This is a genomic window from Helicobacter sp., assembly GCF_022511165.1.
Classification (GTDB): domain Bacteria; phylum Campylobacterota; class Campylobacteria; order Campylobacterales; family Helicobacteraceae; genus Helicobacter_C.
Genome location: NZ_JAFLSB010000002.1, coordinates 37,141 through 56,396 on the forward strand (window position 1 = coordinate 37,141; position 19,256 = coordinate 56,396).

Sequence of the window (19,256 nt, forward strand, 5' to 3'; positions counted from 1 at the left end):
TGTATGGGGCATTTAGTCGATAATAAAACACTTTTAATCACAGGCGGCACAGGGAGCTTTGGCAAGAAATTTGTTGAGATTGTGCTTAAAAAGTATAATCCCAAAAAAGTGATTGTGTATAGCCGTGATGAACTTAAGCAATATGAAATGGCGCAAGTGTTTAATGATAAAAGAATGCGCTATTTTATCGGCGATGTGCGTGATAAGCCTCGTCTTGAATCTGCCCTTGATGGCGTGGATATTTGCATACACGCTGCTGCGCTCAAGCACGTGCCTATTGCCGAATACAATCCAATGGAGTGCATTAAGACAAATATTGATGGCGCAAGTAATGTGATTAGCGCGTGTTTAAGCAATAATGTGGGGCATATCATCGCTCTTAGCACTGATAAGGCAGCAAATCCTATTAATCTCTATGGTGCGACAAAACTTTGTTCAGATAAGCTTTTTGTAACAGCAAATAATATTAAAGGCAGCAAGGATTCTAAGTTTAGCGTGGTGCGTTATGGGAATGTCGTAGGTTCTCGTGGCTCTGTCATACCATTTTTTCAAAAGCTCATCGCACAAGGCGCAAAAGAGCTACCCATTACAGATGCGCGTATGAGCAGATTCTTTATTACCTTAGAATCTGGCGTGAATTTTGTGCTTGAAAATTTGGAGCGAATGCACGGAGGAGAAATCTTTATCCCCAAGATTCCAAGCGTGAAAATCACACAACTTGCCTCTGTCCTCGCCCCACATTTACCACATAAGATTATTGGCATACGTCCGGGCGAGAAGCTCCACGAAGTAATGGTGCCCCGCGATGATTCTCATTTATGTATTGAATTTGAGCAGTTTTTTACGATTATGCCTACAATTAACTTCCAAACTCCTATTGACTATCACACAACGCTTAAGGGCGAAAAGGGCGCAAGTGTGGCATTTGGCTTTGAATATAGTAGCGAAAGCAATCCGTGGTGGCTCAATGATGATGAAATTCTCAAAATTACTCAAAAATGATAAAATTTAAGGAAAACATTAGAAAACACATTTTACAATAGCGCGTGTTTAAATTCTCATTAAAGGAGTCAAAATGGTTTCAAGCGATGTTGTAAAAATGCTCAATGAGCAAATTGCAAAAGAAATGTATGCAGCAAATCTTTATTTAAGTATGAGTTCTTGGTGTTATGAAAATAGTTTTGATGGGGCGGGATTGTTTTTATTTCAGCACGCTGGAGAGGAGAGCGATCACGCAAAAAAACTTATTACTTATTTGAATGAAACAGATTCTAAGGTGCAAATCTCACAAATCAAAGCCCCCGAATCTGATTTTAAAGGATTACTTGATGTGTTTGAGAAAACTTATGCACACGAGCAAAAAATCACTCAATCTATCAATGATTTGGTAGATTTTACTCTTCAAAAGAAGGATTATCCTACATTTAATTTTTTGCAATGGTATGTGAATGAGCAGCACGAGGAAGAAGCGCTTTTCCGCGGAATTGTTGATAAAATCAAGCTTATTGGCTTAAAAGATGATGGTCCCTATCTTGCCGATAGATTCATTAAAGAACTTGCAAAATAACCTCAAAATAAGCTTTTCTTTGCTAGATTCTTAACTCCAACTCTCCCAAGTGGGAGAGGCTCATATCAGGACTTGAGGCAAAAGGGGGAGATTCTATGCAACATATTTTTACTCACAAAAAAATCCTCATTTGTATCAGTGGTAGCATTGCTGTGTATAAGATGCTTGATTGCATCTCGCAGCTTTATAAATATGGCGCACAGATTAAGGTTATTATGAGCGCAGAGGCGGTTAAATTTGTGAATCCTCTAAGCTTTGAAGCCTTAAGTCGCAATATCGTGCTAAGCGAGGCAAATCAAACTTGGGCAAGTGAGAGTATAGAGGGAGTAAATCATATCGCGTATGCAAAATGGGCAGATATTGTGCTTATTGCTCCTGCAACCGCAAATAGCATTGCTAAGATAGCTTGTGGCATAGCAGATTCTGCAATGCTTGGCGCGATTTTAGCTACTTCTACCCCAAAGATTCTTGCTCCAGCGATGAATACAGCGATGTTAAATGCTCCTCAAACACAACGCAATCTTGCTACACTCGCATCTATGGGATATGAGATAATCCCTACGCGCGTAAGCCTTTTAGCCTGTGGAGAGCAAAATGATGGTGCGCTCGCAGAGATTGATGAGATGATTTTTTATCTTGCTCGAGCTTTGACAAAAATATCTACAAAAAGCACATTTTGGCAGGATAGAGAGGTAATTGTGAGCGGAGGAGGCTCAAAAGAGAGCATAGATTGTGTGCGTTATCTCTCTAACCATAGCAGTGGCAAACAAGCAAGTGCGCTTTCTCTTGCTCTTTTTATGCTTGGAGCAAAAGTAACATTTATTTCAAGCGCAACTCCTATAAAACTGCCCCTTGATATTCAATGTGTGAGCGCACAAGATGGGACATCTTTTGATACGGCTATTCACACGACATTAGAGGCATTTAAGGCACAAAAAAAACCTGTGCTTTTTATGGCAGCAGCCCTTGCTGATTATGCTCCTAAAAAGCAAGAGGGTAAGCTAAAAAAGGAGCATATTGGAGAGGAGCTTATCTTGCACTGCCATAAGACAAAAGATGTTCTCGCTCATATTGATGCTCATACAATATATAAGGTAGGATTTAAGGCTGAAATTGATGATATTCACGCCCTAGAATATGCCACACATATGCTACACTCAAAGCAGTGCCAAATGGTGTGCCTTAATGTCATTAATGAGCAAAATCCCTTTGGGGGAGAAAATAATGCCTTTAAGCTTATTACCCATAAAGGCATAGAAAAAATAAGTGGAAGCAAGTTTGAAGTTGCCTTGCATATTGCTTTGTCTTTAGAATCTTTACTTGAAGATTCTAAAAGCCTATAATCCATTAGGAGAGGATATGCTTAGCAAGATTGCTAAAATCGCTACTGCACTTAAAAGCACACAAACCCCTACAACCTATAATGCTTCTCTGCCTATGCTGATTAAAGTCATAGCTAAACTTAAGGGCGATATGTATTTATTGCAAATTGGAGCACAAAAAATTGAAACCAAAAGCCAAAAACAGCTCCACATAGGTGAGCGATATTGGGGCGAAATGGGGCGAAGCTCACTTGGGCATATTACCCTTAGAAATCTCATCGCACAACCCAAAATTATGAATATGTTTCACGATGCGCCTTTGAAATTTTCTCTCCAAGATTTGCAAGAAATGGGCGATCAAAGCGATATTTTTGAGGGATTTAAAGAATTTTTAACCCATAAACTTGCCGAGGCAACAAGCAAGGAGGAATTTGTCTTTTTAGGCAATCTTTTGCTTGGATTAAAGCAAGGGGTGCTTAGTTTAGTTATTAGTGAAAAAAATGAGGTGCTGCAAATGAGAAAAAGTGGCGCAAATAAGGTGAGATTTAGTGCGATAATGCCGCTTTTGGGAATTATAGAGGGAGAGATTGGTGTCTATAAAGAGGGTAATACCTTAGATGTAAAGGTGCTTTATGAAAGCACAAAGACTTTGCTTGAGAAGAATCTCACTTTACTTAAGGGATTTAAAATAGGAAAAATTACCATAGATACACATCTTAGCCCACTCTATGAATACAAAGAATCCTTGCTTGATGTGCGAGGTTAGAAACTGCTATAATGTGCGCACTAGGGATAAAAAAAGGGCAAAGGGAGAGGAAAAAATGAAAAAAGACACACGAGGACTTAAGACAGAAGATAGCCTGAATACGCCTTATTTTGATGCTTTTGTGCAGGAGGCAAGCCCTATTTTTGGAGATAGAATCTACACGGATTATCTTCATCGTTTTGCCTATGGGGTTGATGCTTCTTGCTATGCTTATGTGCCTCGTGTGGTGGTAAGAGCTTTTAATGAGCGTGAAATTATTGCACTTTTTGCCTTAAGTGCTAAATATAATGTCCCGCTTACTTTTAGAGCAGCAGGGACGAGCCTAAGCGGGCAAGCTTGCAGTGAATCTGTGCTAGTTTTAGCAAATGCAAGATGGCAGGATATACGCATAAGCCATAATGCACAGAGTATTTTTTGTGATTGTGGTGTGATAGGGAGTGAGGCAAATGATGCGCTTAAGCCCTTTGGCAAAAAGATTGGACCTGATCCGGCTACTATTAATAATGCAATGATTGGGGGTATATTTTCAAACAACTCAAGCGGTATGTGCTGTGGCGTGAAGCAAAATAGTTACAATACCATTAAATCTGTGCGCGTGATTTTGCACGATGGTTTTGTGCTTGATACGAGCGAAAATGCACAAGAGGGCGAAAATATCGCTGCTTTTTTGGCGCGGCATAAGGATAAAGCAGATGCGCTTTTGGATTTAAGAGAGCATATTCTTAAAGATAAGGCACTTTGTAAGCTCATTGAACGCAAATTTGCTATTAAAAATACAACAGGATATAGCATTAATACTCTGCTTGATTTTGCAGATATAAAAGATATTCTTAATCATATTTTCATCGGCGCAGAGGGGACTTTGGGCTTTGTCTCAAGGGTAGAGTATGAATGTGTAAAAAATAGTGCGTTTAAAGCTTGTGCCTTGCTTTTTTATAAAGATTTACATCTTGCGGCAAAGGCGGTGCAAATTTTAGGAGCAAATGATGATAAGGTAAGTGCAGCTGAAATAATGGATTATGCGTGTTTAAAATCAGCCAAAGATTTGGAGGGCGCACCAAAGGAGCTTAAATCAATTAAAAAAGGACAATGCGCCCTTTTAGTGCAACTTGAATCAAGCACACAAAAAGGCTTGAAAGCTAAAATAGACTTTATCACTGATGCGTTAAGCAAAGCCCCTAGTCTCTTTGGGACGCATTTTAGCAGCGATGAGCAAGAGATGGATTCTTGGTGGAAGATTCGCAAAGCCCTCTTGCCTCTTAGTGCAAGTTTGCGTCCAAGTGGAAGCATTGTGATTACCGAAGATATTTGCTTTCCACTTGAATCTTTTGCAAAGGGCATCGAGGAGATTACTAAGCTTTTTAAGAAATTTGCGTATGAAGGCATTATCTTTGGACACGCGCTTTCAGGCAATGTGCATTTTATTATTACGCCATTTTTAGGAGAAAAGAGCCAAAGTGAGCGATTTGGTGCATTTATGGAAGCTTTAGTAGAATGTGTTTTAGCACTTAAAGGTAGCACAAAGGCAGAACACGGCACAGGAAGAATGGTTGCGCCATTTGTAGAGAGGGAATGGGGTAAAAAGGCGTATGAGATAAATTGTGCGATTAAGCATATTTTTGACCCACAAAGTCTCATTAATCCTGATGTGATTATTTCTCATAATCCTCACATTCATTTGCAAAATCTTAAAGATTCTACGCAAGTGGAGGATTTTATCAATCAATGTATGGAGTGCGGATTCTGTGAGAAAGTATGCCCTAGCAAAGAGCTTACTCTCACCCCAAGACAGAGAATTGCTCTAAGAAAAGAAATACAAAGACTTGAGAATCTCCCCTCAAAAAGTCCGCAAGAAGTGCAGAATCTTGTTGAGCTTAAAGAAGGCTATGGCTATTATGGGGTTGAGACTTGCGCGACTTGTTCAATGTGCGCTACACTCTGCCCCTTAGAGATTGATACAGCGCGTATCGCCCTAGAGCTTAAGCCTCTTGTAAGTCAAAGTAGCCCCCAAGCCTTTAGCACATTTATAGCACATCAAAGTGCTACACATTTTTCTTCAAGTATCAAAGTGCTTAAGGGTGCTATATCTCTAAGTAACGCGCTTTTTTCAACTTTTGGCACAAATGTGATGAGTAGGCTAAGCTCTAGGGCGCATAAAAGTATTCATACGCCTTATATTCCAAGCACTTTGCCTCAAACAAATAGCTACACTTTGGATTCTAAGATAAATCAAATACATCATAAGGGGTTAGCAAAGGCGGAGAAGGTTTTGTATTTTAGCACTTGTATTAATCGCGCTTTTGCCCCAAGTAAGAGAGCATTAGACAAGCGGAGTTTGCAAGAGGTGTTTGAATCTGTGTGTAAAAAGGCAAATGTGAGTGTGATTTATCCGCATCATATAGAGAATCTGTGCTGTGGCAAGGCATATAAAGACTATAAAAAAAGTGCGGAATTGAAAGCAAAAGAGCTATATAATGCACTTAAGGCGATGCAAAAAGAGCTTGGTAATATCGCCATAGTCTGCGATCATAGCGCGTGTAGCTATGAGATATTGCAACAAGTGCGCTCTTTGGAGCAAGCAAAGGATTCTCAAAAACTCAAAATCTATGATATGCCTCAATACATAGCGTCTGTGCTTTTAGAGCGTCTTACTCTTACGCCTAAAGATGAAAATATCGCTCTTTATGCAATGTGTGCGACAAAAAAGGGTAAGTGGAATACCGCGCTAGAGCATATTGCAAGGGCTTGTGTGAGTGGTGAGGTGCTTATACATCATAAAACACAATGCTGCGGTTTTGCTGGAAACAAAGGCTTTACTTGCCCTGAACTTAATGAGAGTGCCTTAAGGGAATTTCAAGCTTTTTATAAACAATATACAAAAACTAGCGCTCATTTTAAGGGTATTAAACGCGGTTTTGCAAGTTCGAGTACTTGTGAGATTGGCTTAAATGAAAAGACAGATATTCTTTGGCAGAATCTGCTGTATTTGGTTGATGAAGTGAGTTGGGCTAAAGTAGCCCCAAACAAAATCTAGGGTAAGAGTAAAATATAGCGCTTTGTAATGCGTAAGGTATTATTGCTTGAGGGTTGCACGATGCTGCCGTGTATATCAAGCAAAAATGTTTGGGGATTAAGCTCTGTGAGGGCAGTGCGAAAGTGATAGCCTTGTGGTAAAGAAAACTCTTGCTTTTGACATATTTTTGCATCTTGTTCTTTAAGACAAAGTGTGAGCATATCTGCAAGGGAGCGCGCATAGAGTTGAAGCTGCATTTTGCCGTGTAGTGTGCTATGGGTATGTGAGCGGTGATAGGACTGATTGAGATAAAAAGTGCAAGCAAGCCCAATGGAGAGGATAAATAAAACCGCATATACGATATAGAATCCATCGCGTATTTTAGGCTCTTTTTTCATTTTTTCCCTTGCGCAAAAATGCGTTTTGTTGTGATTTTTTGTAATTTTGAAATGCTTTGTAAGCATAGAGTGATGAGGCGTAAGTTTTTCCATTTTGCACTTTTGTGAATGAGATTCAAGGCAGTATCCTTGCTATTTCATCAAGCCACACACCCCCACTTTCACAATGTGCTTTCGTTGGAGCCTTAATGCAAAGTTGCAAGTCAAGAAAAATGCCTTGCGAGGAAGATATGGGGGTAATAAGGAATGAGAGTACATCATCAATTAAAATCGCATTATCAAGCCAAAGTATATTATCGTGCAGACTAAGGGTGTGGCTTTGGATAGGGAGAATAAGCTTTGGCGTAAGGAGCGGCTTTCTATCAAGCGTGAGCGCATTGCCTTGAGTGTGCTTAATGATATAGGGCTTAAAGGCTGAATCTTTAGGCAAAAGATAGGCTTCTTGTGCGCTTTGCCAACCTTTGAGTGATTGAAAGTAAAGCATTTCATTATGATGTGAATCTATGACAAGGGAGAGGGCAGGGAGAAGTGTGCCTTCTTGCACTTCTTGGAGGGTGTGTTTATGTCCTCCGCCAAAAAGCAGAGATTCTTGCACACTTGCAAAGCTTATCGTGGAGGTAGGGCTAAGCAAAGGAGTGCCATTTGTGTGAATGGATTCTATAATGGCATATTGCAAAAGATTTTGTATTTTAAGTAGGGCAATATGGGGGCTAGAATCGTTTAGGGCTTTTGTGTAAGCAATGTTTTTGCTTATTTGCAAGAGCATAGAGCTACAAATAATACCAATAACACCTAGAATGACAATACACACAATAGCTTCAAAGAGTGAGAAAGCATTGTGGCGTGAGGATTGTGGCATTAGCGGATAGTTTTAGGGGTATAAAGGCGCAAAACTTCAAGGGTGTTTGGATTTATGTAGCTTTGCTCTAAAACCTCATAAGTAAGAGTGGGTTGGGAGAGTGGAGTGATTGCTGTATGCGTATGGAGAGGATTTAAAAAAAGCTGTTTGTAAGTCTCATAGGTTGTTATTTGGGTAGAGGGAGTGAGTGTATAGAGAAAGCCAAAGGCAAGCGCAAAAGCACTCGCACAGATGCTAATTCCCATTACCGCATCAATCAGCATAAAGGCTTGGTGTGAGCGTAAGGGCTGTGTCTTTTTCTTCATTTGCTTTTTGATAAGAATAAGTTGCATATCTTATGCTTAGGATGTGGGTTTGTCTTTTATAAAGACTTCGGATTCAAAATAGGCTTTATGTTCTGGTTGTTTAGATGGCTCTCTAAGGGCTTCAGATTCAATATCATAAGTGATTTCAAGCACAAATTTCCATCGCCCTAGTGGGAGGTTATTGAATACATCACTTTGCCATAATGCGTCAAAATCTGCATTATCTATCGTTTTTGTGAGTTTTAAATGACCTAAATCCTGTATCTTATCGGATTCGTGCATAGAATCTAGGAAAAGATGTATCTCTTGAATTATCGGTGAATGGGTGTGTTGCTTTGTATTTACAGCGAGATAGATATTGCTAGGAGGAATGATATTTGGGGGTGTTTTAGATTTTATATCAGGGCGATGAGCAGGCGCATAGTAGGGGAAGATAAAAGAATCTTGCGCGTATTCCTTGCCTAAATCATCGGCACTCTTTATGTAAATGCTGTATTCAAAAAGTTCATTAAAAAGATTCTGATCTTTGATAATATTATTAATATTCTCATCGACAATGCGTTTTTTAGCAAAATAGGTATTTTCATCTTGGATAGGATTTTTCATCGCAATAGTGATAGATACGCTTACCATAAATACTCCAAAGATAAGCACACCCACAATAGCGTGAGGCCAATAGTTTTTTTCTTTCATTTTTGCTCCTTGTTTATTTTTTGCGTGTGAGATAGATAATGCCAATAATACCAAACATAACTAGCAGCATTACATACATACTAAAGCGCACAAATTCGCGCCCACCACTTTCATCAACACTCATATTGTTTTCGAGTTTAACATTAAAATGCTCGGCTATCATATCTGCTGCTTGTGCATAGCCATTAAGGATAATAGCCGAGACAAGTTGGGGCGAGAGCTCTTCATCTTTTTGTTTTGGCAGAAGTGGCACCATATATTCAAAATATACCTTGTCTTCATCAAAATATGTGTTTGGATTGGAGCTAAGTAAGCCCATTTTCATATCCTCTCTCATAAAAAAAATGAGCGTATAGGGTGCTTTTGCATTTTTTATAAGAGAATCTTTATATTGAGCGCGCTTAAGTGCCAAATCTTGTGATAATTCTTTATTGCTTTGGCTATTATCTTGTTTTTTATCTGTGGTATTCTCCACCTCTGGGGTTTTATCAACAACGGCAACATAGAGAGAATAGCCCGTTTTTGAGAAAAGCTCATTTGAGAGAATCTCCACAAAATCTACGCTCTTTGGGATTAAAAGAAAATCTGGATTATCAATTACATAAGTTTTTGAATTAAATTCATCAGTATATGCGAAACAAAGGCATAAGAGGCTAGCAAAAACTAGCCTTCTTAATGAATGAAGCATTGGCTAAACCAAATGCAAGAAGAAATTAGGGATAAAAGGAATGATGATTGTCATAATAATAGTGATGACAATGAGTGCTCCAAGCAATTTTTCAATAAGCGTGAGTTTCATACCTAACCTCCTAATTTTCATTTTTGCGATATTGCGCATTTTCTGTGCTAATTTGTTTGATTGAATCAATATTCTCAATCTTATAATAAGATGTTGCTACGCTTTTTTGTGTGAGGATAGCACAAGTGCCTAGTCCTGCAACGATGCTAAGTAATAGCACCACTGCAATAATAAAGCCTGTTAAGCCATTTAGTCCAAATAAACCATTCATACAATCCTCCTTATTCCGCGGGTTTTAAACTACGAATATGTGCATTGAGCGCTTCTTTTTGCTCTTCTGCAAAGTTGGCATATTCAAATGAAGGCATAATACCGATGAAACCTTTTTTACCTTTTTCAAGCACTCCTGCAAGAAAATCTTTTGTGCCATATTGGCTTAAATCTGGTGCAAATCCATCAATACCACCGCCATTGCCTCTGCCTTCATCTCCATGGCAAGATGCACATTGCTCTGCAAAGATTTCTTTGCCTTTATTTACTTCAAGCGGATATTGAGTAGTTTTTGTGTTTGAAATATTTTGCATTACATAGGCTGCCACGGCTTTTGCATCGCTATCAGATAGCTCCACAGGTGCCATTTCACCAGCCATATAATTCAAACCTTTACTACCAGTTTTAATTACTTCGATAATACCCTCTTCTTTACCCCATTTTGTGAGGTCTCCTGCCTTGCCATTCATACCTTCACCGGTGATTCCATGGCATTGAGAACATTGTACCAAGAAGATATTTTGCCCCATAGTGATAAGCTCATCTGGGCTTAGACCTTTCCAAGTAGAAGCATACTTTTCATTGTATTTTTGCACTTCTTGGTTGTATTCACCAATTTGTGAATACGCATTAAGCGGATAGCCCAAAAAGATATACCAAAAGCCCCAAATAAGCACACCTAAAAAGCAAGCAGCCCAACCAACAGGGATATTATTTGTTTGTTCCCCAATGCCGTCCCAGCTTTCGCCTGTGGCTTCTCCTTCAGCTTTGCCATCTTTAATCTTTTTGAGATATACCCCCATTACAAAGATAGTGATTACTAAGATAGCAAAAGCACCCACTAATCCTAGCGTTGTTATATTGTCTGACCAATTCATCTCATTCCCCTTTATTGGATTTTTGTTTTCGTGGTTCAATGGGTTCATCATCGAGATTATCATTTAATGCCAAGTTGGCATATTTCTCATAGTCTTTTACACCTTTAGCTTGTGAAGAGTAGAGATGATAAACATACCCATACAAAAATGCTACAAGCAAAAGTGTAACGATGAGATAAATCTCTTTTTGATGGGCGGTGATAAACCCGAGTATGAACTCCCCTATCATTGTGCTGCCTGTGATACTTTTTGGCTCGCGCGGCGAGATTGTCCAAGACTATTCATATAGGCAATGAGTGCGACAATTTGTTTTACCTCACCCTTTTCAAATGCGTCTTTTACATCTTGGCTTACCATTTCATCAACAATAGCTTTTGCTTCTTGATGAAAGATTTCTCTCGCTTTTGCAAGTGTATCAGGATTGCCTTTTTCATAAGATTCTGCACCAATTTGCACACCACCTTGTGTATCATAAGGCACCCCAAAAACTACTTTTTGTGCATAAGCTTCAGCAAATGCTGTTTCAAAATCAGCATTTTTTGTATAAAGATGCTCATAGGCTGGCATAATTGAGCCGGGCACACGAGACTTTGGATCTCTCATATGTCCATCGTGCCAATCCACCGCATTGCGGCTATCGCCAACTCTATGCAAGTCTGGTCCTGTGCGCTTTGAGCCCCACAAGAATGGTCTATCATACGCATATTCACCACTCAAGCTATATGAACCATATCGGTCTGTTTCAGCCTTGAAAGGTCGAATAAGCTGTGAATGGCAGTTATAGCAACCTTCAGCCATATATACTTGTCGTCCTGCTGTTTCAAGCAGAGAATAAGGCTTCAAGCCTTCAATAGGTTGAGCTTTTTTTGCAAAGCCCGGAAGCACTTCTACAAGCCCTGCAATAGAGAAAACCAACAAAAACGCAACTGCAAAAAAGAATGGATTTTTTTCTAAAAAACTAAACATTTCCTACTCCTCCTTTATGCTGCCATTGGTGTAGCATTTTGGGGTTCTTTTTCAAGCACCCTACCTGATGAGATAGTCATAAGAATGTTATAGAGGAACATAATAAATCCTATCAAATACATCAAACCGCCAATCGCACGAATAAGATAATATGGGAAGAGTGCGGTAACAGTATGGATAAAGCTATAAACAAGGTTTCCATTTGCATCAACATCTCTCCACATCATACCCTGTGTGATACCTGCAATCCACATACTTGAGAAGTAGAGGATAATACCTGTTGTCATAATCCAGAATTGTGCGTCCATAAGCTTTTTAGAGTAAAGTTCGCGCTTAAAGATGCGAGGCACCATATGGAAGCACGCTGCAATAATCATAAATCCTACCCAACCAAGTGCAGCATCGTGAACGTGTCCAATAATCCAATCTGTGAAGTGAGCCAAACCATTGACTGAACGGATAGATTGAATTGGTCCTTCAAGTGTAGTAAGCATATACCAAGTTGAAGCAAGAATAAGGAATTTAATCATAGGTGATTCTTTGATTTGATGCCATTGCCCACGCATAGTGAGAAGCATATTAATAGCTGTCCCCCAAGATGGCAAAATCAAAATAACAGAGAATACTGACCCGAGTGTCTGAATCCAATCAGGTGTGGTTGAATAAATAAGGTGGTGTCCGCCTGCCCAAATATAAATAAACATAAGTCCCCAGAATGAGAAGAGCGTGAGTTTGTATGAGAATACAGGCTGTCCAGATTCTTTAGGAAGGAAGTAATAGATTAACCCGATAATACCCGAAGTAAAAACGAATGCAACGGCATTATGTCCCCACCACCATTGCACCATCGCATCATTTGTCCCAGCATAGAATGAAATAGAGTGCAATACACTTCCTACGCCCGCGACAAAATAAGTTGGAACTGAAAGGTTATTAAAGATATAAAGTGCAGAGATACCCACAAATGTAGCAATAAAATACCACAATGAGATGTAGATTGTTTGTTCGCGTCTTACACCCATACTGCCAAATAAGCTCGCACCCCACAATACCCATACAACAACTACGAGTATATCAAGAGGCCAAATCAATTCAGAGTATTCTTTTGATTGTGTCAAACCAGCAAAGAGTGAAATAACGGCAAGAACCATAAGCACGATATAAATCCAAAAATGTGCTAACCCTATTATGCGCAAGAAAGAATGCTCTTTATAGGTAATTTTAAGCACTCTTTGACCTAAATAATACCACGAAGCCCAAATCCCACTAAGTGTAAAACCATAGATAATGCCATTAGTGTGAAGAGGTCGAAGCCTACCGAAAGTCCCATATTCCGAAGCTAGATAGTTTAAATCTGGAAATGCCATTTGAAATGCGATAACTACCCCAATGAGTAGCCCTACAAAACCAAATGCCATTGCAGAAAAAACAAATAACTTAGCAATTGAGTAATCATACTCGAGCGAGTTTGTCTGCATTGCAGTCTCCTTAATTTTGATTTAAATGCAATATTAATTCTAATATCTTTGAAATTATGGCTACCTTAAAAAGTTAATAAAACAACAACAAAAAACTTTTAAATGGCAAAAAAGTTTTTTATTTTGCGCTCTATGCAGCTTTCTTCTTGTTGTGTTTTTTGATTTTGAGTCAAATAATAAAGGGAACTAGAATGTATCTCTGTGTATGCGTGAAATTCCCCCCATATCAGCAATCGAAGCTTTGGTGGGATATGATGTTTTGCGCATAATGCCTTAAAAGATTTGCTCATAGATGTTGAGGTTACGATTTGATACAAATAGGGTATGTCAAAAGCGATAAAGAGTGTCTTGTCATTTTTTGCAATAATGAGGTGGTGAATCTTGCAATTAAAATGAGCTTTAACAATCTCCTCTCTTTGTTTCGCGCTTAGCACATATCCGCAAAGTTTGGCTATCTTATCACAGGCGAGCAAAAGCAAATGTGTGTCATCTAGGGTAAAGCCAAAAATCGCACATTGATTTTTTTTGAGTGTTTGGTATGAATGAGAAGCAGAAGAATCTTCATAAGAAGAGAGGGAAGATATTTTTTGATATAAAGATTCTAAATGTAGAATCTGTGGTGTGATGTGGGAAAGGAGATAATTTTTATCTTGATTAAGATAATGTAGGCTTTGTGCAATCCCTGCGCCAAATGCCCTTATAAGTTCATTGCAAAATCTCTGCCGAAAGTCATTGCGCTTAAAATATGTATTGGTATTGCTCGTATCCTCAAAATAGCGTAAATGACGCTCTTTGCAGAATTCATAGAGTTTTTCTTTGGGTGTAGATTCAAGGGGGCGGATAATAGGATAGCATCTATCTTCAAAACCAAGTAAATTGCTTAGCCCACTCCCTTGTGTGAGCTGCATCATAAGCCATTCAAAGCGATCGTTGAGCTGATGGGCGAGAATAAGGGATTGATAATGGTGGGTAGCAATGAGTTCATCAAAAAAACCAAAGCGAAAATTACGCGCCTTATGTTCAAAGGCAGATGTAAATTGTGGGGCGTGGGCAATGAAGCATTTTTTGTTGTATTGTTGAGCTAGAGCTTTGGCATAACTAACCTCCTCATCAGCTTCTGCTCTTGTATGATAATGCACGATTGCTATATCAAAGCGCACCTCTAATTCAAGGAGCATAAAAAATAATGCCACAGAATCTACCCCGCCTGAAAATCCAAGCAAATGCGTGCCAAAGCGGAGTGATTGTGTTGCAGGGGAGAGTTGAATAGATACCAAAACAAGCCTTTGCGCAATGTGAGGTGTATTATAGCCTAGAATCCTTAAGACAAGAAAGAATGCGTAATAATTAAAGATTCTAGCTAACGTTTATTAGAATCTTTAATTATTTGAGAGAATCTCAATGTGTTTTATGTGGCATTGAGTGAGGATTGCCTCCTTGTGCGCCAATTTGCTTAATCTCGCCATTTGGTAAAATATCAAATGCTGCTCCAAAGCCCTTTACAAATCGTCCTAAGCCTAGTTGCAACTCAATAAGATGAAAATCTTGCATTTGGCGGATTGTTTTGATGCCTCCTGCCCCACCCATAGCAGATTCTAGACTATCAAGAGCGTTATTGAACTCTTGGCTATCGCGCTTTATGAAAAGTGCTTGTGCGCGGTATTTCAGTCGTTTGCGCAAAATGACAGATTTTGCCTTGCTTTCATCTTCAAGGAAGAGTATCTCAATTTTTGTAGGATTTGCAGAAATGCTTGCAAAATGTTCAGCAACCTCGCTGATATAGATATAAAGCTTATTATGAATTTGCATAAGCGGTGCATAGGAAGCAATAGCTTGTCTGTCTTTATCGATACTTGCAATGATAATTGAGCCAAATGTTTTTTTGAAAGCTTCAATTTCATTTTTTATATCTTTGCTTTCAGTTGCTTTTGCTCCTTGACATAAGGCAATGATAGCGTCTTTAAGACTTTTTTCATCGGCTTTTTGGGGAAACTCCACGCGCAAAGAGACATTGTTATTATAAAGAATATCTAAGCCCTCAAAATCTACGCTTTTAAGTGTGGCTTGCTGCACTTCGCCATTAATAAGAGATTCTTGTTTGCCATATTTTTTACAGAGGGCAATAAGCTCACTTTGATGATGTTCATTCATATGTTGAAGAATAGTTTGTATATTCATAGTTGCTCCTAGGATTAAGGTATCGCATCATAGGCTATCCTTTTGAGAATAGCCTAATTCTGCAATCAAACAACAAATAAGGAAGGAAAAGATGCTTCTAGCCCACCCAACCCAACCAAATCGAAAAACGATTCTGCTAAAGCACATCATTTTTATAAAACAAGTCGCATTGTAATGTAAGAAAGCTTAAAATTAAATTAATAACTATTCTTATTTTATGATTTTGTGCTATAAAAATTTTATGGTTAAATGCAGGATTCTAAAGATTCTATAAAAACAATGAATACTTTTGGGGTTTATCTATGTATTTTGATATAAAAAAGTAAAAAACTTTTGCGCTTATTCCCACAAGCCAAAGCTTTGTATGACTTTTTGTGATGTAAGAATAATAGAAAGCGCATATATGCTAATAAGCGCATAGCGGTGGTTAAGAAGTGTAACTTTGCTGACAAGATAGATACCAAAACAGACACCAAACATTGATGAGATACCAACTATAATACCTGAACGAAAATCGATAAGATCGTGTGCAGCAAGAGAGAGAGAACCAGAAAGAGAAGCAAAGATAATAAAAAAGAGTGAGATAGGCACAACTTTTTTAGAATTAAATCCAAGATAATATGCCAAAATCGGCGCAAGAATAAGCCCACCACCTACACCTAGGCTCACAGCAAAAATGCCTGTTAAAAATCCTGCGCCAATCATAAGATATTTTTGTTTTAAGGGATCTGTAATGGGTGGAGTGGGGTTGGCAATGGTTTTAACATTAAAAACATATTTATAAAAGCTCACGCAAGAGAGGAGTAAAAAGAGTAAAAGGAGTGTTTGGGAAGAGAGTGTATCTACGATTATACCACTAAAAGCAGCCCCGATTAATCCGCCTAAGCCTACAAATATGCCATAATATATGTCAAGTTTTTTTTGGTAGATGTTAATAAGAGAGCCAAAGATTGAGGAAAATACCATTTGCAGAATCGATATGCCAATAGCTTCTTCCATTTGCGCTCCTAAAAGCAAAAGGCAGGGCACAATAATCACCCCTCCGCCTATGCCAAAGAATCCAGCTGCTATACCACTCACACAGCCAATAAGAATGAGGATTTCAGCGCTCATTTTTTATCTTTGTAACATAATTTACTTTGCGCCTTAAAATAGGGGCTTATCCATTTCTTTAGGAATAGGTAAGCCCATCATCTTAAGCACACTTGGGGCGATGTTATTCAATCCGCCATCATTTATTTTTGTTACATTATCTGCAAGGCAGAAACACCATACTTGCCCGGTGGTATGGTTAGTAAGCATATTGCCCTCATCATCTCTCATTTCCTCACAATTGCCGTGATCGCTTGTGATAAAAAGTGCATAATGATGAGCTTTTGCGGATTCTACAATACGTCCTAATTGTTTATCTACGGCTTCTACCGCAGCAGTTGCCGCTTCAAAATTGCCTGTATGCCCTACCATATCGCCATTTGCAAAATTAACAACAATAAAATCATAGCCCTCCTCTATACCTTTTAATACTTCATTGCCTACTTGTTCTGCACTCATTTGAGGGAGTACGTCATAGGTTTTTACATTGGGTGAAGGGATAAGCACACGTTTTTCGCCGCTAAATTCTGCCTCTTTGCCACCATTAAGGAAGAATGTAACGTGTGCATATTTTTCAGTTTCGGCTGTGTGAAGCTGTTTTAATCCATTTGCAGAAATAACTTCAGCAAGAGTGTTTTGCACTTTTTGTTTGGGAAAAAGGATAGGGTAGGGGAAATTCGCATCATATTCTGTCATTGTGGCAATTTTACAATGCACGATGCGTTCGCGTTTAAAGCCCCCAAAATGCGCATTTCCTAGCGCATCTACAATTTCTCTCGCCCTATCAGAGCGGAAATTGATAAATATAAAACCCTCATCATCATTGATGCCTTTAAAGTCCCCAAAACTTGCAGGAATAAGAAATTCATCAAAAATACCTTCTTCATACAAAGAGCGCACATATTCTTGTGGAGCAAGAGAAGTGGGATTTGCACCCATTGTGAGCGTATCATAGGCTTTTTGCACCCTATCCCAACGTTTGTCTCTATCCATTGCATAAAATCGTCCAGCAATACTTGCGATACAAATATGCTCATTGCAAATGCTTTCTATGTCTGCTATAAAAGTATTTGCGCTTTGGGGCAATACATCGCGTCCATCGGTAATAAGATGTAAAAATACCTTTTTATTTTGTGCGCTTAGAATCTGTGCAAGAGCCTTAAAATGTGTAATATGAGAATGCACACCGCCATCACTCAATAATCCGCATAAATGCACGACTGATGTATGTTCGCATATTTGTAGCAAGGCAGGATTTTTCTTAATATCTCCATTTTCAATAGCAAGAGAGATTCTCACTAAATCTTGGTAAAGCACACGTCCTGAACCAATGCACATATGCCCCACTTCAGAATTCCCCATTTGTCCCTCCGGTAAGCCTACGCTTAAGCCAAAAGTATCAATCATTCCATAAGGCACATTTGCAAAGAGATAATCATAAGTAGGTTTTTTAGCGTGATAAAAGGCATTATATTGTGTTTTTTTGCTATATCCTATGCCATCTGTAATCACAAGAATTGTTTTCATAAATACTCCTTTTTAAGGGGGATTTAGTATTAACTAATTGTAGCTAAAATCCAAAACCTTTCATTAATCCCAACCAAAATACTCTCAAGCTCTACTTCAAGGCTTAAGAAAAAGGATTTGCTATGCTGTATTGGCTGTATCAAAGTTTTGGTATTAATATCTTTTCTTATATTACCTTTCGTGCAGGAATTGCTTTTTTTTGCGCTTTTGGTTTTAGTATCGTGCTTATGCCTTATTTTATTAAATGGGCGAAGGCAAAAAAAGCAAACCAGCCCATTTCTACTTATGTTGCTGCGCATGAAGGTAAAAAAAATACCCCCACAATGGGTGGAATCGTATTTATTGTGAGTATGCTTTGTGCCTCTTTGCTTTGTGCAAATCTTTTTAATCCCTATGTGTTGCTTGGCTTGTTTTGTATCATTGGTTTTAGTCTTATTGGCGCAAGAGATGATTATATGAAAATTTCTGCTAAGAGCAACGCAGGAATGAGTGCCAAAATGAAATTTTTTCTGCTTTTTGTGCTTTCTTTTATTATTACTGCCATTCTTTTATATATTGGGCATAATACAAATTTATATATTCCTTTTATGAAATATCCTCTTTTTGATATGGGCGCGTTAAAGATTGCAAATATTCCTATTGTGGCTCTTGGTTTTTGGATTCTTGTATTTTTAGCAACAAGTAATGCTGTAAATATTACCGATGGGCTTGATGGACTAGCCACCGTGCCAAGTATTTGCGCACTTTCTTCGCTTTCTATCTTTGTGTATGTAGCAGGACACGCAGGTTTTTCGGGCTATCTTCTTTGGCCTAAAGTCGTAGATAGTGGAGAGTTAGTAATTCTTTCTGTGGCGCTTATTGGCGCGCTTTTTGGGTTTTTGTGGTATAACTGCCACCCTGCGCAAGTTTTTATGGGGGATAGTGGAAGTCTCGCACTTGGTGCATTTATAGCCTTTATGGCGATTGTTTCAAATAACGAGATTCTCCTTATTCTCATTGGTATCATTTTTGTCATTGAAGCTCTTTCTGTAATTTTGCAAGTGGGGAGTTATAAATACCGACAAAAGCGTATTTTTGCTATGGCGCCCATTCATCATCATTTTGAAGTGCGAGGGTGGGCAGAAAATAAAATCATCGTGCGTTTTTGGATTATTGCGATTTTAGCCAATCTTATCGCGCTTTTAAGCCTTAAAATTCGTTAAGGG

The 19,256-nt window shown here is 38.7% G+C and carries 20 protein-coding genes; 6 read left to right on the forward strand and 14 right to left on the reverse strand.

Translation table 11 applies throughout. The features are described 5' to 3' along the window. Positions 1 to 3 precede the first annotated feature (3 nt). The 5 genes from pseB (at position 4) to J1E28_RS00560 (ending at position 6,689) form a co-directional block, all read left to right on the forward strand. A complete protein-coding gene (pseB, locus tag J1E28_RS00540) occupies positions 4 to 1,002 on the forward strand; it encodes a UDP-N-acetylglucosamine 4,6-dehydratase (inverting) (RefSeq protein ID WP_291025986.1) in 999 nt (332 codons plus the stop codon). A gap of 73 nt (positions 1,003 to 1,075) precedes the next feature. Then, positions 1,076 to 1,567 (forward strand): ferritin, encoded by a 492-nt coding sequence (locus J1E28_RS00545; protein WP_291025987.1) that lies wholly within the window; start codon positions 1,076 to 1,078, stop codon positions 1,565 to 1,567. 95 nt (positions 1,568 to 1,662) lie between these two features. Further along, positions 1,663 to 2,910: a bifunctional phosphopantothenoylcysteine decarboxylase/phosphopantothenate--cysteine ligase CoaBC gene (coaBC, locus tag J1E28_RS00550; protein WP_291025988.1), complete on the forward strand. Its 1,248-nt coding sequence runs from the start codon at positions 1,663 to 1,665 to the stop codon at positions 2,908 to 2,910. Between the two features lie 16 nt (positions 2,911 to 2,926). Further along, positions 2,927 to 3,655: a hypothetical protein gene (locus J1E28_RS00555; RefSeq protein WP_291025989.1), complete on the forward strand. Its 729-nt coding sequence runs from the start codon at positions 2,927 to 2,929 to the stop codon at positions 3,653 to 3,655. Positions 3,656 to 3,710: 55 nt separating this feature from the next. Beyond that, positions 3,711 to 6,689 carry an FAD-binding and (Fe-S)-binding domain-containing protein gene (locus J1E28_RS00560; protein WP_291025990.1) on the forward strand — a complete coding sequence of 993 codons (2,979 nt, stop codon included), beginning with the start codon at positions 3,711 to 3,713 and terminating at the stop codon, positions 6,687 to 6,689. On the opposite strand, the gene J1E28_RS00565 is transcribed toward J1E28_RS00560, so the two are convergent. The 14 genes from J1E28_RS00565 to gpmI all read right to left on the reverse strand — a co-directional run bounded on the left by J1E28_RS00565 (position 6,686) and on the right by gpmI (position 18,051). Then, positions 6,686 to 7,159 carry a hypothetical protein gene (locus J1E28_RS00565; protein WP_291025991.1) on the reverse strand — a complete coding sequence of 158 codons (474 nt, stop codon included), beginning with the start codon at positions 7,157 to 7,159 and terminating at the stop codon, positions 6,686 to 6,688. The genes J1E28_RS00560 and J1E28_RS00565 overlap by 4 nt on opposite strands. Positions 7,160 to 7,181: 22 nt before the next feature. Continuing rightward, positions 7,182 to 7,925, reverse strand: coding sequence for a hypothetical protein (locus J1E28_RS00570; protein WP_291025992.1), 744 nt, complete (start codon positions 7,923 to 7,925; stop codon positions 7,182 to 7,184). Further along, the gene (locus J1E28_RS00575; RefSeq protein ID WP_291025993.1) at positions 7,925 to 8,257 is read right to left on the reverse strand and encodes a hypothetical protein; all 333 of its coding nucleotides are present in this window, start codon (positions 8,255 to 8,257) and stop codon (positions 7,925 to 7,927) included. Before J1E28_RS00575 ends, J1E28_RS00570 begins: the two co-directional genes overlap by 1 nt. Positions 8,258 to 8,266: 9 nt before the next feature. Beyond that, entirely contained in the window at positions 8,267 to 8,923 is a 657-nt protein-coding gene (locus tag J1E28_RS00580; protein ID WP_291025994.1) for a hypothetical protein, read from the reverse strand. Positions 8,924 to 8,936: 13 nt separating this feature from the next. Beyond that, the gene (locus tag J1E28_RS00585; RefSeq protein WP_291025995.1) at positions 8,937 to 9,611 is read right to left on the reverse strand and encodes a hypothetical protein; all 675 of its coding nucleotides are present in this window, start codon (positions 9,609 to 9,611) and stop codon (positions 8,937 to 8,939) included. A 121-nt stretch (positions 9,612 to 9,732) separates the two neighbouring features. Next, complete coding sequence (locus J1E28_RS00590; RefSeq protein ID WP_291025996.1) at positions 9,733 to 9,933, reverse strand: DUF4006 family protein; 201 nt, start codon at positions 9,931 to 9,933, stop codon at positions 9,733 to 9,735. Positions 9,934 to 9,943: 10 nt separating this feature from the next. Next, positions 9,944 to 10,810: a cytochrome-c oxidase, cbb3-type subunit III gene (gene ccoP, locus J1E28_RS00595; protein ID WP_291025997.1), complete on the reverse strand. Its 867-nt coding sequence runs from the start codon at positions 10,808 to 10,810 to the stop codon at positions 9,944 to 9,946. Between the two features lies 1 nt (position 10,811). Continuing rightward, complete coding sequence (locus tag J1E28_RS00600) at positions 10,812 to 11,039, reverse strand: cytochrome c oxidase, cbb3-type, CcoQ subunit (RefSeq protein ID WP_291025998.1); 228 nt, start codon at positions 11,037 to 11,039, stop codon at positions 10,812 to 10,814. Beyond that, positions 11,036 to 11,776 carry a cytochrome-c oxidase, cbb3-type subunit II gene (gene ccoO / locus J1E28_RS00605; RefSeq protein ID WP_291025999.1) on the reverse strand — a complete coding sequence of 247 codons (741 nt, stop codon included), beginning with the start codon at positions 11,774 to 11,776 and terminating at the stop codon, positions 11,036 to 11,038. The genes J1E28_RS00600 and ccoO overlap by 4 nt, the downstream gene beginning before the upstream one ends. Before the next feature lie 14 nt (positions 11,777 to 11,790). Next, positions 11,791 to 13,254 carry a cytochrome-c oxidase, cbb3-type subunit I gene (gene ccoN, locus J1E28_RS00610; protein ID WP_291026000.1) on the reverse strand — a complete coding sequence of 488 codons (1,464 nt, stop codon included), beginning with the start codon at positions 13,252 to 13,254 and terminating at the stop codon, positions 11,791 to 11,793. A 98-nt stretch (positions 13,255 to 13,352) separates the two neighbouring features. Further along, positions 13,353 to 14,531, reverse strand: coding sequence for a tRNA lysidine(34) synthetase TilS (gene tilS, locus J1E28_RS00615; RefSeq protein ID WP_291026001.1), 1,179 nt, complete (start codon positions 14,529 to 14,531; stop codon positions 13,353 to 13,355). 121 nt (positions 14,532 to 14,652) lie between these two features. Next, positions 14,653 to 15,432, reverse strand: coding sequence for a HugZ family heme oxygenase (locus J1E28_RS00620; RefSeq protein ID WP_291026002.1), 780 nt, complete (start codon positions 15,430 to 15,432; stop codon positions 14,653 to 14,655). Between the two features lie 339 nt (positions 15,433 to 15,771). Beyond that, positions 15,772 to 16,545: a sulfite exporter TauE/SafE family protein gene (locus tag J1E28_RS00625; RefSeq protein WP_291026003.1), complete on the reverse strand. Its 774-nt coding sequence runs from the start codon at positions 16,543 to 16,545 to the stop codon at positions 15,772 to 15,774. Between the two features lie 33 nt (positions 16,546 to 16,578). Next, positions 16,579 to 18,051 (reverse strand): 2,3-bisphosphoglycerate-independent phosphoglycerate mutase, encoded by a 1,473-nt coding sequence (gene gpmI / locus J1E28_RS00630; RefSeq protein WP_291026004.1) that lies wholly within the window; start codon positions 18,049 to 18,051, stop codon positions 16,579 to 16,581. A 122-nt stretch (positions 18,052 to 18,173) separates the two neighbouring features. Between gpmI and mraY the strand changes: the two genes are divergently transcribed. Beyond that, positions 18,174 to 19,253 (forward strand): phospho-N-acetylmuramoyl-pentapeptide-transferase, encoded by a 1,080-nt coding sequence (gene mraY, locus J1E28_RS00635; protein WP_291026005.1) that lies wholly within the window; start codon positions 18,174 to 18,176, stop codon positions 19,251 to 19,253. Positions 19,254 to 19,256: the final 3 nt, after the last annotated feature.